This window comes from Gelidibacter sp. (assembly GCF_035577925.1).
GTDB lineage: Bacteria > Bacteroidota > Bacteroidia > Flavobacteriales > Flavobacteriaceae > Gelidibacter.
The window spans coordinates 1-13,744 of sequence record NZ_DATJCY010000321.1 but is presented as its reverse complement, the minus strand read 5'-3'; the positions used below and the strand labels follow the sequence as shown (position 1 = coordinate 13,744).

Here is a 13,744-nt window from a genome sequence, read left to right as displayed (position 1 = left end):
GTGGTTTTGCGATTGATTTGTCGCCAAAAGCTCCTTTTAGCTTTGAAAAAAAAGTCTTCATGTATTTAATTTTGGTAAAACTAACCTATAAAATAGAATTACCAAAACATCAATTTTAAAAAATTTAAAGCTTGTAAATGGAATAAAGTGTTGTGCCAGTTTTGAACAATTATCGACAAAAATCTAAAGGTCTCTTTTATGAAACTATTCATTTATAGGATATTTTTTGATCCTTAGTTTTCAATCTTATTCAATTTAACTAGAGCTAGTCATGTCACAATTATTTATCTTTGTGAGAAACAAGCTTACGATGATTTTTATTGAAAACGAACACCATACCGATCCCAGGCTTAACTTGGCTCTGGAGGAATATGCCTTGCGAAATTTTAGTGCAGCCCATGATTATTTGCTATTTTATATCAATGAACCTTCCATTATTATAGGGCGTAATCAGAATACACTGGAGGAAATTAACCAAAATTATATCGAAGACAATAATATACATGTTGTAAGACGTATTTCTGGCGGTGGTGCGGTTTATCACGACTTTGGAAATCTTAATTTTAGTTTTATTACCAATCACGATGTAAAAAGTTTGAGTAATTTCAAAAAATTTACGGCTCCAGTGATCAAGGTTTTGAACCAACTGGGTTTGGATGCGGAGTTAAAGGGAAGGAACGATATTGAAGTAAGTGACAAGAAGATTTCTGGAACAGCGCAGTTTTCTACCGGCAAGCGGATGGTGAGTCACGGTACCTTACTTTATGATACCAACTTGGGCGAAGTTGCCAATGCACTTAATGTGAAAATGAGCAAGATTCAATCTAAAGGCCATAAATCGGTACGTAGCCGTGTGGCTAATATTTCTGAGTTTTTGAAAGCGCCACTTTCTATTGCCGAATTTCGGAAATTATTGCTCGAAGGTCTTTATGAAGAAAGTGAGCCCTTTGAAAATTATCGTCTTACGTCTGAAGAATGGAAGGCTGTACATCAATTAAAAGAGGAGAAATACGATACTTGGGATTGGAACTATGGCCGATCGCCAAAATTTAATATTCAGCGAAACAAGCGCTTTGCTATCGGGGAAATTGATTTAAGGATTTTTGTAGAAAAGGGACATATTGTCGATTTTAAGATTTATGGCGATTTCTTTGGAAAAGAACCCATAGAGCAACTTGAAAATCTTTTGATTGGTGCACGCTACGAATTGGAAGACATTTCTGTTTTACTGGAAGATATTGAGGTCAAAGATTATTTTGGCGACCTACCTAAAGCTGATTTTATGGAACTTATCTATGGTGAAGATGAGTAAAATAAATTTAGCGAATTATTAAAAAATAATAACATCAATAATTGTAATGTAAATCTGTTTTTATACCTGATGATATACAAAAAAAAAGCTGTAATGTTAAATTGCAGCTTTTGTGTTTTTTAATGATTTATCGTAATTATTCTACAATAAATTTACCTTGCATCAAAGCATAATGTCCAGGGAACGTACACATAAAGGTATAGGTGCCAGGCTCAGTAGGAGCTTCAAATTCTATAGTATCAGATTCACCACCGCCAATCATCTTAGTGTGAACAAGAATCTGATCGGCATATTCTGCAGGAATGTAGTCGTTTTCTGCCTCCATAGCAGCAGCATTACCAATTGTAGCCACATCAGCACCAGCAGCAAGCAATGCCCAATTGTGACCCATAACTGCTTTTTCCATTTTACCGACATGCTTTAAAGTAAGTGTGATTTTTTCACCGGCTTTAACACGGATTTCGGTTTTATTGAATTTCATTTGATCATTACCTTCTATGACAATGACGCCATCTTTGGCCTCAGCGGTTGAAGTTGGAAACGCTGGTTTATCAGCTTTGGTTTCAGTTTTGGTTTCAACTTTTTGCTCTTTTTTGTTATCGCCACAGCTAAATGCAAGCGCAACTAATAATACAAAGACTATTTTTTTCATCTTAATGTTAATTTAGATTGATTATAAACTATATGCAAATTTAACTGCTATTTATAGAATAGCAAAATCATTCCTTGCATTTTTTATATCTAACCATTAAATATGTTAAGGTTAAACGCTCTATCATTCAAAATAATATTTTGAAATAAGCTTCTTAGGTTTATCCATTTTGAAACTTTAAACCTTGAATGCCATTATTATTTTCTTTTGGATGTGTTCTTGAAATAATGCAATTGCCAAATAATATGGTTTTTTAAAGGTATGACATATTCTGAATTGCTTTTAAAAGCCATCATTAATTTAGTTTGAATTTTCTGATTTAAGAATTCTAATATTTAGTAGATTAAAATCTACGTCATGTTCGTATGCGAAAAGTTGAGCTGTTTTTTCCAACCAATCGAATTGGCTAATCTTAAATCATTTTTCGAGTGCAATTCGTATATTTGCAGCTTCAAATTAAAATAAAAGATAATGCAAGACGGTTTATATGCAAAATTCATCACCAATAAGGGTGAGATTTTGGTTAATTTAGAATACAAAATAACACCGGGAACGGTTGGTAATTTTGTGGCATTGGCGGAAGGGAATTTAGAAAATTCAGCAAAACCACAAGGCACACCTTATTATGATGGTTTAAAATTTCATCGTGTGATTCCTGATTTCATGATTCAAGGCGGATGTCCACAAGGTACAGGAACCGGAGATCCAGGATATAAATTTGACGACGAATTTCATAAAGATCTCCGTCATGATGCTCCAGGAGTATTGTCAATGGCCAATTCAGGACCGGGATCCAACGGAAGTCAGTTTTTTATTACTCATGTGGCAACACCATGGTTGGATGATAAGCATACTGTTTTTGGTAATGTCGTTGAAGGGCAGGATGTTGTAGATGCTATCGTTCAAGGTGATGCGATTGAAAAGTTGGAAATTGTTAGAGTTGGAGCTGAAGCTACCAGTTTTAATGCCGTTGAAGCGTTTAGAACCTTTGAAGGGTCAAGAGAAAAGCGTATTGCTGAAGAACGTAAAGCAAGAGAAGCGGAACTTAATGAATTAGCAGCAGGTTTTGAACAAACACCAAGTGGATTGCGCTATAAAATTATTAATAAAGGGAACGGAAAAGCAGCCGAAAAAGGAAAGACCGTTGCTGTGCATTACAAAGGCCAACTGGCTGATGGCACTGTGTTCGATTCGTCATACAAGCGCAAGGAACCTTTAGAGTTTCAAGTGGGCGTAGGTCAGGTTATTTCTGGATGGGATGAAGGCATTAGTTTATTGAAGGTTGGGGATAAGGCCCGTTTGGTCATTCCGAGTGATTTGGGTTACGGTTCACGCGGCGCAGGCGGTGTGATTCCTCCAAATGCTATTTTGGTGTTTGATGTGGAGTTGATGGATGTTAAATAAAAATGTATTGGTTGCAAGCGAACCTAGGATATAATCAAGAAGTCCCATTTTTTAATGGGACTTTTTTTATTCAGCATAAACTTGTCCGCGATGTGGTTTTAAAGCATCCCTAAAAACTTTCATCTCATCTTCAGGTACTACAATATAAGCAATGGCATGAAATTCATTTAAGGCCTCAAATCCAGAATGGACATCATCATATTTTTTTTCTTCAATAAATTCGTTCAGATGTAGGGCATGGTGTTCAGCGATTTTTATGCCTTCGGGACCTTTAAAATCCCATATCAATTTTAGTTTACGCATGGCTAACAGAAATTCCTTTTTCAACAAAGTTCTTATAATCTTTCATATATAATAAGGTCTGCTTCTTAAATGTTTTTGGCATCAGAAAAACCAAAAGCAGCATTTTAAAATTTAAAGGCACAAACTCATTGACACTGATCCATTTGGTGCAGTTGTCAGTAGTCGCTTCAAAATAGTTTTCCTGAATATTGTCCAAACCTTTCGTTGTGTAGATGCCATGAACGGCATTGGGCAGGTTTTTGTAAGTAATGGTTTCGATAAGCGGAATACGACGACTGCCTATCTTAAAGTGCATTTTCATTTTTGATCCAAATGCTCTGGGCGTTCCTGAAATATGCTCTGCAGAAACAAATCCACGTTGCCAATGTTTCAGGTTTTCAGTGGTATCAAATTTTTCAATACAGGTCTTTAATGGGGCTTTTATTAGAATATCCAGTTGGTATTTCATTGTGAGGGATGATATGAAATTTAATTTTGCAAAGATACATGGTTTAAATAAAACTGAATGTTGATGGAGGTCAAAGGTTTAATAAATCTGTTGAGTTGTTGTTTGCATAAAGAGCGTACTAATTTATTCGACAATTAGAATCTTAATATTAGGATTGCCAATTAATAAGAACAGCTTAACATACTAAATATAAAAGAGAATCGTTAAAAAAAAGCAACTTGTATAATGCGCTAATTATATTATTTTTGCACTAAATCGACAATCGGTTTTTAACTAAAAGAGAAGGATTTTCTTTAAATTATTTTGGTAAGATTTTTCCTTACCATAAAAACATCAAATATAGCAGAATGAAATTATATATTGGATTATTAATACTCTGGTTCACTGCCGTTGCCAATGCACAAGAAATTTCTAAAGAGGTGTTGCTGACGGTTGATGAAAATCCAATTTTGGCGGATGAGTTTATCAGGGTTTACAACAAAAATTTGGACTTGGTTAAAGATGAAAGCCAAAAGGATATTGATAGCTATCTTAAATTGTTTGTCAATTATCAATTAAAAATAGAAGAAGCCAAGCGTTTGGAACTCGATAAAGAACCTAAATATATAAAGGAGTTTTCTTCCTATAAAAACCAATTGGTAAAAAGTTTTGTTACCCAATCAAAAGTAACCGATGTTTTGGTTAAGGAAGCTTATGATAGAATGGGTTACGAGGTGAAAGCCTCTCATATTTTAATTCGCTTGGAAGAAAATGAAACCGATACCTTAAAAGTGTATCAGCAACTCATGAAACTGCGCGATCGAGTAATCAAAGAAGGTTTTGATGCCGTTAAAGATAGTGTTCATGATGGAAGAACCATTTTTGCTGAAAATCTTGGTTACTTTTCAGCTTTTAAAATGGTTTATGAATTTGAGAACGCCGCATTCAACACGCCTGTTGGGAGTGTTTCAAAACCATTTCGCACACGTTTTGGCTATCATATTGTTAATGTTGAAGACAAACGACCGTCATTGGGCGAGGTTACCGTAGCACATATAATGATATCTAATAAAAATGCAGATAGCATTCCGGATCCTGAAAAACGGATCATCGAAGTTTATAAACGAATTAAACAAGGCGAAAGCTTTGAGGCCTTGGCCAAACAATATTCTGATGACAAAAGCACATCAGATAATGGCGGCCAATTATCACCTTTCACTTACGGCCAATTAAATGCACCCGAATTTGAGAATGCAGCTTTTGAGTTGAAGAATGTTGGCGATTATTCCAAACCGGTTCAAAGTGAGTTTGGCTGGCATATTGTCAAATTGCTGAACAAAAAAGAAAGGCTTCCGTTTGATGAGGTTAAATTTGATATCGAAAATCAAATTGGACGTGATTCTCGATCAAAACTTATCGACGACGCATTGATCAACAAGTTAAAATCCAATTATAGTATTGCAACAAATGCCACAGCCCTAGGCTATTTTGAATCTATTTTGAATGCTGATTTTTTTGCGGGCACTTGGAAATTGCCTAAAAACTTTACGGCCGATCATATTTTATTGACCATTCAAAAAGATACCATACATTATAATGATTTTGGACAACGGTTGTTGAGCGCCCAGCATGCTTATATAAATCAGAAATTGCCTTTTAAAGCGGTTGTTGAAAAAGAATATAAAGATTTTGAAAAAGCAGCGATTTTAAAATATCATGAGGATAATTTAGAGTTTGAAAATGAGGATTATGCACATGTTTTAAAAGAATATCGAGACGGTCTGTTGTTATTTGACCTGATGGAAAAGGAAGTATGGAATGCCGCGGCTTCTGATAGTTTGGGATTACAGAAATATTATAGTAAACATAAAGATAATTATTTTTGGGACGATAGAGTGGATGTCGAAATGGCAACTTCTGCAAATGAAAATGATATGAAAGCTGTAGCCCGACTTTTAAGAAGAGGAAAATCGGCCAAAGAAATCAGTAAGGAGTTAAATACCGATAAGGAGCAAAAAGTGATGTTTACCGAAAAAATTATGACTTCAAACGATCCAAGTTTACCAAATGAAGGTGTAGTTAGAACAGGTTTTTCTAAAATTTATCGTTACAACGGTGCTTACCATCTTGTAAAAGTCAAAGCTTTATTGCCCAAAACCAACAAAACTTTTGACGAGGCCAAAGGTAAAATAATCAGCGACTATCAAAATGTATTGGAAGCCGAGTGGTTAAAACTTCTAAATGAACGCTATGAGGTCAAAATAAACACTGATGTTTTACAAAAAGTAAAAACGCAAATTGAAGAACAAAATAAAGTTGATTAAGCAAGCGGCTTATATACTAATAGGCTGTAGCTTGTTAGTGTCGTGCAATTTTTTTAAGCCTACAGAGACGCGTACGCCAATAGCCAGAGTGGGAGAATCTTTTCTTTATAAAGAAGATGTGGAGGGTTTGGTTTTAGAGGGCACTTCGGTTGAAGACAGCACGCTTTTGGTCAATGGTTATATTACGCGTTGGGCAACACAGTTGTTGTTGGTAGATGGTGCCAAATTAAACTTGCCCGAAAAAGAGCAAGAGGAATTTAATAAATTGGTCAATCAATATCGCAATGATCTGTTTACTAATGCTTATGTCGAAGCCTTGGTGAAAAAAAATATCGATACGGCCGTTTCCACATCTGAAGCAAAAAAAGTGTACGAAAGCAATAAGGAATCCTTTAAGCTTAATGAAGAATTAATAAGGCTGAGGTATATCAACATATCTCAAAATGCATTAAATAAGGAGGATGTTGAAAAGCGGTTTAAACGTTTTGATGCCAATGACAAAAGGTTCCTCGACTCCATAGCCATACAGTTCAAATCGTACTCCTTAAACGATTCTATTTGGGTAAAAGCATCCCAAGTAATTGATAAAATTTCGGTGTTAAATGCCGATAACAAAAAAGAACTGTTAAAAAAATCTAATTTTATACAACTCAAAGATTCATTAGACCTATATTTGATCCAAATTAATGAGGTCCTGAACCATAATGATTATGCACCATTAGAATATGTGAGGCCTACCGTCAATCAAATCGTAGTAAATCGTAGAAAATTAGAACTCATCAAGCAATTTGAAAAAGATATCACAAAAGATGCCATCAAAAACAATCAATTTGAAATTTACAACTAAACTCAAGTTCGTCTTAACATTAGTTGTCCTTTTATCTTACACCTTTAGTTTTGCACAAGAAATCATTGAAGATGAAATTGTAGAACAAAAAATTGTAAAGGATACGTCGTCCACCCAAAAACGAATTAAAATTGACGGTGTCGTTGCTGTTGTTGGCGATTATGTTGTTTTGGATTCTGATGTTGATAAACAATTTGCACAGCTTGAAGCTTCGGGTGTTTCTAAATCGGATATGCCATCGCGTTGCCAGTTGTTTGGGAAATTGTTGGAAGATAAGCTTTATGCCCACCACGCCATTCAGGATAGTATTGTGGTTAACGATTTGGAAATCCGTTCTATGGTAGATCAGCAATTTGAATATATCTTGGAGCAATTGGGCGGTAGTTTGCCACGAATGCTTAAGTTTTACAATAAGGAAGATGAGCAAAGTTTGCGTGAAGAGATGGTTGCCGTAAACAAAGAACAAAAGCTTGCCGAACGGATGAGGGAAAAAATAGTGAAGGATATTGAGGTTACACCAGAAGAGGTAAGACTGTATTTTAATGATATCCCTAAAGAGGAACGTCCAATTTTTGGTACGGAATTAAAGGTGGCGCAAATTGTGGTCATCCCCAAAATAGCACAAGCCGAAAAGCAAAAAGTTATCGATAGATTGAACGAATTTAGAAATGATGTCATTGAAAATGGGGCAAGTTTCACCTCAAAAGTAGTGTTATATACGGATGATGTGGCGTCACGTAAAACGGGAGGTTTTTATACGTTGAACAGAAAGCGCCCACAAATGGTAAAGGAATTTAATGATGTAGCCTTCTCATTGCAAGAGGGTGAAATTTCTGAACCTTTTGAAACCGATTTTGGATACCATATTATTTACTTAGAAAAAATTAGAGGCCAAGAATATGATGTGCGCCATATTTTATTGCGTCCAGAAGTGACCCAAGCCGCAATCAAGGAAGCTAAGGAAAAGATTGAATTGGTTAGAAAGCGTATCATTGATAAGGATATTACTTTTAGGCAAGCAGCATTGGAATTTAGTGATGAAGAAGAAACGAAATTTGATGGAGGCCAGTTGATCAATCCCCGTACACAGGATTTTAGTTTTGAGTTGACTAAGATGGATCCAGAACTTTACACCCAAATTGAAAGTTTAAAAGATGGTGAAATCAGTATGGTCCTTCAAGATGAAGACCGGGTCAATCCTATTAAATTCAAAATTTTAACCGTTACCGATCGCGTTGATGAGCACGAAGCTGATTTTGCGAAAGATTATTTGAAAATCAAAAATTTAACAGAGCAGTCTGAACAATTCAAGGCTATTGAAAAGTGGATGAATGAGAAAATCATGGACACTTATATAAATATCAATGGAAATTACAGAAATTGCGATTTTAATAGCAATTGGTTAAAAAAATAATACTATGTCAGATGTTGCTGCCATTGCGCAGTTTGTTGAAAAATATAAAGCCTTAAGAGTTGAGGTTGCCAAAGTTATTGTAGGTCAGGACGAGGTAGTTAACCAAATCCTGATTTCAATTTTTTCTGGCGGACATGCTTTGTTGATTGGTGTTCCGGGATTGGCAAAGACCTTAATGGTCAATACCATTGCCAAAGCATTGGGCTTAGATTTTAAACGCATCCAATTTACGCCAGATCTTATGCCCAGTGATATATTAGGAAGTGAGATATTGGATGAAAACCGACATTTTAAATTCATTAAAGGGCCTATTTTTGCCAATATTATTTTAGCGGACGAGATTAACAGAACGCCTCCAAAAACGCAAGCCGCGCTTTTAGAAGCGATGCAGGAACGTTCGGTAACTGTTGCTGGCCATCATTATAGCTTAAGTTTGCCGTATTTTGTATTGGCAACACAAAACCCTATTGAGCAAGAAGGAACTTACCCGTTGCCAGAAGCTCAGTTGGACCGTTTTATGTTTGCCATTAATTTAGAATATCCTTCTTTTGAAGAGGAAGTCCAAGTGGTAAAATCGACAACTACAGATCGTGCATTACAGATAAACTCTTTGTTTTCTGCTCAGGAAATCACCAATTTTCAGAACTTAATTCGTCGTGTTCCTGTAGCTGATAATGTGGTTGAATATGCAGTAGCCATGGTTGGAAAAACAAGACCAAAAAGTGCTTCGGCACCTGCTTTGGTGAAAGAATTTGTAGATTGGGGTGCAGGACCAAGGGCTTCTCAAAACCTGATTCTTGCAGCTAAAACCCATGCGGTTATCCATGGTAAATTTTCTCCGGATATCGAGAACGTACAGGCTGTTGCACGCGGAATTCTTCGCCATCGCATCATCAAAAACTATAAGGCAGAAGCCGAAGGAATTACGGACGAACAAATTATTAAAAGTTTATTCTGATGATCAAAACACTTAAAGTTCCATTAATTTTGTTGTTGGCCGGAGCAGTTCTCATCGTTTTAGGTAGTTTGATCAAAATAATGCACGGACCTTCTGGAAACGGGATTTTGATTGTGGGAATGATTTTAGAAGTTATTGGTTTGTTTAAATTGGTTGTGGCATACGCTAAATCTTATAATTCTAAAAAGTAGTTCTTCAAGTTTCTACTTCATCTGTTAATCTATTTTTAATAGAGCACAACTTTTTACAAAAATTTTTAAGCCAAATTCCTCTACTTTATGGTGTGTTTTGTAAAAAAATATGAACCGTTTGTCATGCCGCGTTATTTTATGGTATACGAATGCGTCAAAAAATGATAATTTCATATTTTGTGTTTGCAAATATTAAAAAAAGCTCAATTTTCTGTTGATTTAATGTGTTTTCATTAAATATTATTCACTGCTTCTTAGATTTTGTTAGATATTTTTAAAAGTCTTTGAAGTTTTGTACTTTTGCATACCCGAAACTTCGGTAGAAAAATAATTAAATAGCAACCTTAAAATATATTCTATGGCATTTGATATTGATATGATTAAGAAAGTTTATAAAACTATGCCGGAACGTGTTGACAAAGCACGTGCAATAGTTGGTAAACCTTTAACGTTATCTGAAAAGATTTTATACGCTCATCTTTGGGATGGTAATCCTACAACTGCTTTTAGCAGAGGTAAGGACTATGTTGATTTTGCTCCAGATCGTATTGCTTTGCAAGATGCTACAGCGCAAATGGCGTTGTTGCAGTTTATGCAAGCTGGGAAACCTAAAGTAGCGGTTCCGACAACAGTACATTGCGATCATTTAATCCAAGCAAAACAAGGTGCTGCACCCGATTTAATGCGTGCTAACCAAACCAGTAGTGAGGTGTTTGACTTTTTGGCATCAGTATCTAATAAGTATGGTATCGGATTTTGGAAACCTGGCGCGGGTATTATTCACCAAGTAGTATTGGAAAATTATGCATTTCCTGGTGGAATGATGATCGGTACAGATTCGCATACGGTTAACGCTGGTGGATTGGGAATGGTTGCCATTGGTGTTGGTGGTGCAGACGCTGTTGACGTGATGGCTGGTATGGCTTGGGAATTGAAATTTCCTAAACTTATCGGTGTGAAATTAACAGGAAAGCTGAATGGCTGGACAGCTTCAAAAGATGTCATCTTAAAAGTAGCTGGTATTTTAACGGTTAAAGGTGGTACTGGTGCTATTGTTGAGTACTTTGGACCAGGTGCAAAAAACCTTTCGTGTACAGGTAAAGGAACCATTTGTAATATGGGTGCCGAAATTGGAGCAACCACATCAACTTTTGGTTATGACGATTCGATGGAGCGTTTTTTAAGAGCAACAGACCGTTCTGAAATTGCTGATGAAGCTAATAAAATTAGAGAATACTTAACCGGAGATGCTGAAGTTTATGAAAACCCAGAATTGTATTTTGATGAAGTTATTGAAATTGATCTAGATACATTACGTCCACATTTAAACGGACCGTTTACACCAGATTTAGCCACTCCAGTTGGCGAGCTTGGTAAATTGGCTAAAGAAAATGGGTGGCCAATTAAAGTAGAGTGGGGTTTAATCGGTTCTTGTACGAACTCCTCGTATGAAGATTTAACGCGTGCCGCTTCCATTGCGAAACAAGCCGTAGATAAAAAAATTAAAGCAAAATCAGATTTTGGTATCAATCCAGGTTCTGAGCAAATCCGATTTACTGCAGAACGCGACGGTGTTTTGAAAGTATTTGAAGATTTGAACGCTACCATATTCACAAACGCTTGTGGACCTTGTATTGGGCAGTGGGACAGAAGTGATATGAAAGGCGATGAGAAAAATACGATTGTGCACTCGTTCAACCGTAACTTCTCCAAGCGTGCCGATGGCAATCCAAATACACATGCTTTTGTAGGATCACCGGAAATGGTTGCTGCGATTGCAATTTCAGGACGTTTGGATTTTGATCCAATGACCGATACCTTGATCAATGAAGATGGCGAGGAAGTGAAATTGGAAGCGCCTCAAGGTCTTGAATTGCCGCCATTAGGTTTTGATGTAATCGATTCTGGTTATGTCGAACCGGTTAAGGACGGAAGCAATGTAGAGGTTACCGTAAATCCAAAATCTGAGCGTTTACAATTATTAGATCCTTTTAAACCTATTGGAAATACCATAAGAGGTGCTAAATTATTGATAAAAGCTCATGGAAAATGTACTACCGACCATATTTCGATGGCAGGACCATGGTTGCGTTATAGAGGCCATTTGGACAATATTTCCAATAATATGCTTATCGGAGCAGTAAATGCTTTTGGTATGAAAACCAATTTTGTTAAAAACCAATTGACCGGTGAGTATGGAGGTGTTCCTGATGTAGCGCGTGATTATAAAGCCAATAATATCTATTCGGTAGTTGTGGGCGATCATAATTATGGTGAAGGTTCTTCGCGTGAACATGCGGCCATGGAGCCAAGACATTTGGGTGTTGCTGCAGTAATTGTAAAGTCCTTTGCACGAATCCACGAAACAAACCTTAAAAAACAAGGCATGTTAGGATTGACCTTTGCTAATGAAAGTGATTACGATTTGATACAAGAAGATGATACCATTAATTTCTTGGATTTAGATCAGTTTGCACCAGACCGACCGTTAACTATTGCGTTTGTTCATACCGATGGCACAAAGGATGTCATTAAAGTAAACCATACGTACAATCAGCAACAAATTGACTGGTTTAACGAAGGATCTGCTTTAAACTTGATCAAAAAACAAAATGCGTCCTCAAACTAAACATATCTGGACATAAATAATCCATAAAACTCCCGATGTATATTGGGAGTTTTTTGTTTCCATTTGATGTCAAAATTATTTTTGAAGATTTAATCTTATAAGTTATGAAAATATCGAAAAGTCAACGTAGCAATATCATTTTTATCATCGTGATTTTGTTGCTTCTCATTCCGCAAACACGCCAGCCTATACAAGTGTTTCTCCAAAAAGGTTTGGCCATGATCAGTCCGTCGGTGATTAAGGAAGATAAACGCATTGTATTAACGGATTATGATTGGCAGCTTGTTGATGAAAACGGACGGTTATATAACTTCAGCGAAGCCAAAGGTAAAGTGGTGCTCGTTAATTTTTGGGCCACTTGGTGTCCGCCATGTATTGCCGAAATGCCGAGTATGGAAAAGCTTTACAAAGACTATAAAGACGATGTTGTATTTCTTTTGGTGTCCAATGAAACGCAAGAAGTGGTTTCAAAATTTAAACAGAAAAATAATTATGATTTTTTGGTCCATGCGTCCATTAGTCCAAATCCTGAACTTTTGGAAGTTTCGTCCATTCCAAGAACGTTTATTTTGGACCAACAAGGCCATATAGTAATTGATAAAACGGGAGCAGCCGATTGGAATAGTGATAAAGTAAGGAAACTACTGGACGATTTGCTAAAGTCGGAATAGCACTTTGAAAAAGGCTTTAATAAATGCCATTGAAAAAAGAGAGTTCATAATACCAATATCTTCCGAAAATGTTGATTCTTCATCTAAAAACCTAAAAATCCTTTTTGCAGGATTTTTTGAATAAAAGCGTTCAAAAATCCAAACACCTTTTTCGTTTTCATCATGTAAGACTTTCAAGAAAATCTTATCGTAAAACTTAAATTTTCTTTTGAATAACTGATCTGATGGCTGCCGTCCTTGTTTGACGTTTTCAATCAATTTATCCACCATTTTTTCGGTATGTTTAAACGAATATCCAGTAGAACCTTTGGTCCAACCAGCGGCAGTACCAATTTTAGTAATGTTTTTACTATGGAATTTCCAAAATGGAAAATCGGTCATTGGGATATTGCCCGTTTCAGTTTCTAATATTCGATATTTCGTGACGTTGAGTTCATTTTCAAGATAATTTTTAAGCGCATTCTCATATACTTTTGGTTCCACCAGAAAAGGCGTAAAAAACGTATATTCTACCAACGCTTTGGTTTCAGAAAATGGCAAGACATAAATAAAACTTGTCGAGTTTTTATATTGAAATCTAAAATCCATCATCGTAAATGCTTCCGGCTGAAA

Annotated in this window: 13 protein-coding genes; 9 read left to right on the top strand and 4 right to left on the bottom strand. The window is 36.1% G+C overall.

Features of this window, described 5'->3' with window-relative positions:
- The first annotated feature begins 310 nt into the window (after window positions 1-310).
- Window positions 311-1,312: a lipoate--protein ligase gene (locus VNJ50_RS12610; protein WP_414652894.1), complete on the top strand. Its 1,002-nt coding sequence runs from the start codon at window positions 311-313 to the stop codon at window positions 1,310-1,312.
- A 136-nt stretch (window positions 1,313-1,448) separates the two neighbouring features.
- Here VNJ50_RS12610 and azu read toward each other — a convergent pair whose 3' ends face one another.
- Window positions 1,449-1,964, bottom strand: a complete 516-nt coding sequence (azu, locus tag VNJ50_RS12605) for an azurin (protein ID WP_325582455.1) — start codon at window positions 1,962-1,964, stop codon at window positions 1,449-1,451.
- A gap of 471 nt (window positions 1,965-2,435) precedes the next feature.
- Here azu and VNJ50_RS12600 point away from each other — a divergent pair, with 471 nt between their 5' ends.
- Window positions 2,436-3,368, top strand: a complete 933-nt coding sequence (locus tag VNJ50_RS12600; RefSeq protein ID WP_325582453.1) for a peptidylprolyl isomerase — start codon at window positions 2,436-2,438, stop codon at window positions 3,366-3,368.
- Between the two features lie 66 nt (window positions 3,369-3,434).
- On the opposite strand, the gene VNJ50_RS12595 is transcribed toward VNJ50_RS12600, so the two are convergent.
- Complete coding sequence (locus VNJ50_RS12595; RefSeq protein WP_325582450.1) at window positions 3,435-3,671, bottom strand: hypothetical protein; 237 nt, start codon at window positions 3,669-3,671, stop codon at window positions 3,435-3,437.
- Window positions 3,664-4,119 (bottom strand): SRPBCC family protein, encoded by a 456-nt coding sequence (locus tag VNJ50_RS12590; protein ID WP_325582448.1) that lies wholly within the window; start codon window positions 4,117-4,119, stop codon window positions 3,664-3,666. The genes VNJ50_RS12595 and VNJ50_RS12590 overlap by 8 nt, the downstream gene beginning before the upstream one ends.
- 347 nt (window positions 4,120-4,466) lie before the next feature.
- Here VNJ50_RS12590 and VNJ50_RS12585 point away from each other — a divergent pair, with 347 nt between their 5' ends.
- The 7 genes from VNJ50_RS12585 to VNJ50_RS12555 all read left to right on the top strand — a co-directional run bounded on the left by VNJ50_RS12585 (window position 4,467) and on the right by VNJ50_RS12555 (window position 13,132).
- Window positions 4,467-6,422 carry a peptidylprolyl isomerase gene (locus VNJ50_RS12585; RefSeq protein ID WP_325582446.1) on the top strand — a complete coding sequence of 652 codons (1,956 nt, stop codon included), beginning with the start codon at window positions 4,467-4,469 and terminating at the stop codon, window positions 6,420-6,422.
- Entirely contained in the window at window positions 6,397-7,269 is an 873-nt protein-coding gene (locus VNJ50_RS12580) for a peptidyl-prolyl cis-trans isomerase (protein WP_325582445.1), read from the top strand. The genes VNJ50_RS12585 and VNJ50_RS12580 overlap by 26 nt, the downstream gene beginning before the upstream one ends.
- Window positions 7,232-8,683 (top strand): peptidylprolyl isomerase, encoded by a 1,452-nt coding sequence (locus VNJ50_RS12575; RefSeq protein ID WP_414652893.1) that lies wholly within the window; start codon window positions 7,232-7,234, stop codon window positions 8,681-8,683. The genes VNJ50_RS12580 and VNJ50_RS12575 overlap by 38 nt, the downstream gene beginning before the upstream one ends.
- 4 nt (window positions 8,684-8,687) lie before the next feature.
- Window positions 8,688-9,641, top strand: a complete 954-nt coding sequence (locus tag VNJ50_RS12570; protein ID WP_325582441.1) for an AAA family ATPase — start codon at window positions 8,688-8,690, stop codon at window positions 9,639-9,641.
- Window positions 9,641-9,832 carry a GldL-related protein gene (locus VNJ50_RS12565; protein WP_325582439.1) on the top strand — a complete coding sequence of 64 codons (192 nt, stop codon included), beginning with the start codon at window positions 9,641-9,643 and terminating at the stop codon, window positions 9,830-9,832. The genes VNJ50_RS12570 and VNJ50_RS12565 overlap by 1 nt, the downstream gene beginning before the upstream one ends.
- A 358-nt stretch (window positions 9,833-10,190) precedes the next feature.
- Window positions 10,191-12,461, top strand: a complete 2,271-nt coding sequence (locus VNJ50_RS12560; RefSeq protein WP_325582437.1) for an aconitate hydratase — start codon at window positions 10,191-10,193, stop codon at window positions 12,459-12,461.
- Between the two features lie 104 nt (window positions 12,462-12,565).
- Window positions 12,566-13,132, top strand: coding sequence for a TlpA disulfide reductase family protein (locus tag VNJ50_RS12555; RefSeq protein ID WP_325582435.1), 567 nt, complete (start codon window positions 12,566-12,568; stop codon window positions 13,130-13,132).
- Here the strand turns inward: VNJ50_RS12555 and VNJ50_RS12550 are convergent.
- A partial coding sequence (locus tag VNJ50_RS12550; RefSeq protein ID WP_325582433.1) for a lycopene cyclase family protein occupies window positions 13,118-13,744 on the bottom strand: 627 nt, incomplete at its 5' end. The two genes, VNJ50_RS12555 and VNJ50_RS12550, sit on opposite strands and share 15 nt — an antisense overlap.

What these genes read in the sequence shown, in the direction of transcription:
- VNJ50_RS12595 (WP_325582450.1), bottom strand. Translation starts at nt 3,671, where the DNA reads ATGCGTAAACTAAAATTGATATGGGATTTTAAAGGTCCCGAAGGCATA.
- VNJ50_RS12560 (WP_325582437.1), top strand. Translation starts at nt 10,191, where the DNA reads ATGGCATTTGATATTGATATGATTAAGAAAGTTTATAAAACTATGCCG.
- VNJ50_RS12590 (WP_325582448.1), bottom strand. Translation starts at nt 4,119, where the DNA reads ATGAAATACCAACTGGATATTCTAATAAAAGCCCCATTAAAGACCTGT.
- VNJ50_RS12570 (WP_325582441.1), top strand. Translation starts at nt 8,688, where the DNA reads ATGTCAGATGTTGCTGCCATTGCGCAGTTTGTTGAAAAATATAAAGCC.
- VNJ50_RS12600 (WP_325582453.1), top strand. Translation starts at nt 2,436, where the DNA reads ATGCAAGACGGTTTATATGCAAAATTCATCACCAATAAGGGTGAGATT.
- VNJ50_RS12565 (WP_325582439.1), top strand. Translation starts at nt 9,641, where the DNA reads ATGATCAAAACACTTAAAGTTCCATTAATTTTGTTGTTGGCCGGAGCA.
- VNJ50_RS12575 (WP_414652893.1), top strand. Translation starts at nt 7,232, where the DNA reads ATGCCATCAAAAACAATCAATTTGAAATTTACAACTAAACTCAAGTTC.
- VNJ50_RS12610 (WP_414652894.1), top strand. Translation starts at nt 311, where the DNA reads ATGATTTTTATTGAAAACGAACACCATACCGATCCCAGGCTTAACTTG.
- azu (WP_325582455.1), bottom strand. Translation starts at nt 1,964, where the DNA reads ATGAAAAAAATAGTCTTTGTATTATTAGTTGCGCTTGCATTTAGCTGT.
- VNJ50_RS12585 (WP_325582446.1), top strand. Translation starts at nt 4,467, where the DNA reads ATGAAATTATATATTGGATTATTAATACTCTGGTTCACTGCCGTTGCC.
- VNJ50_RS12555 (WP_325582435.1), top strand. Translation starts at nt 12,566, where the DNA reads ATGAAAATATCGAAAAGTCAACGTAGCAATATCATTTTTATCATCGTG.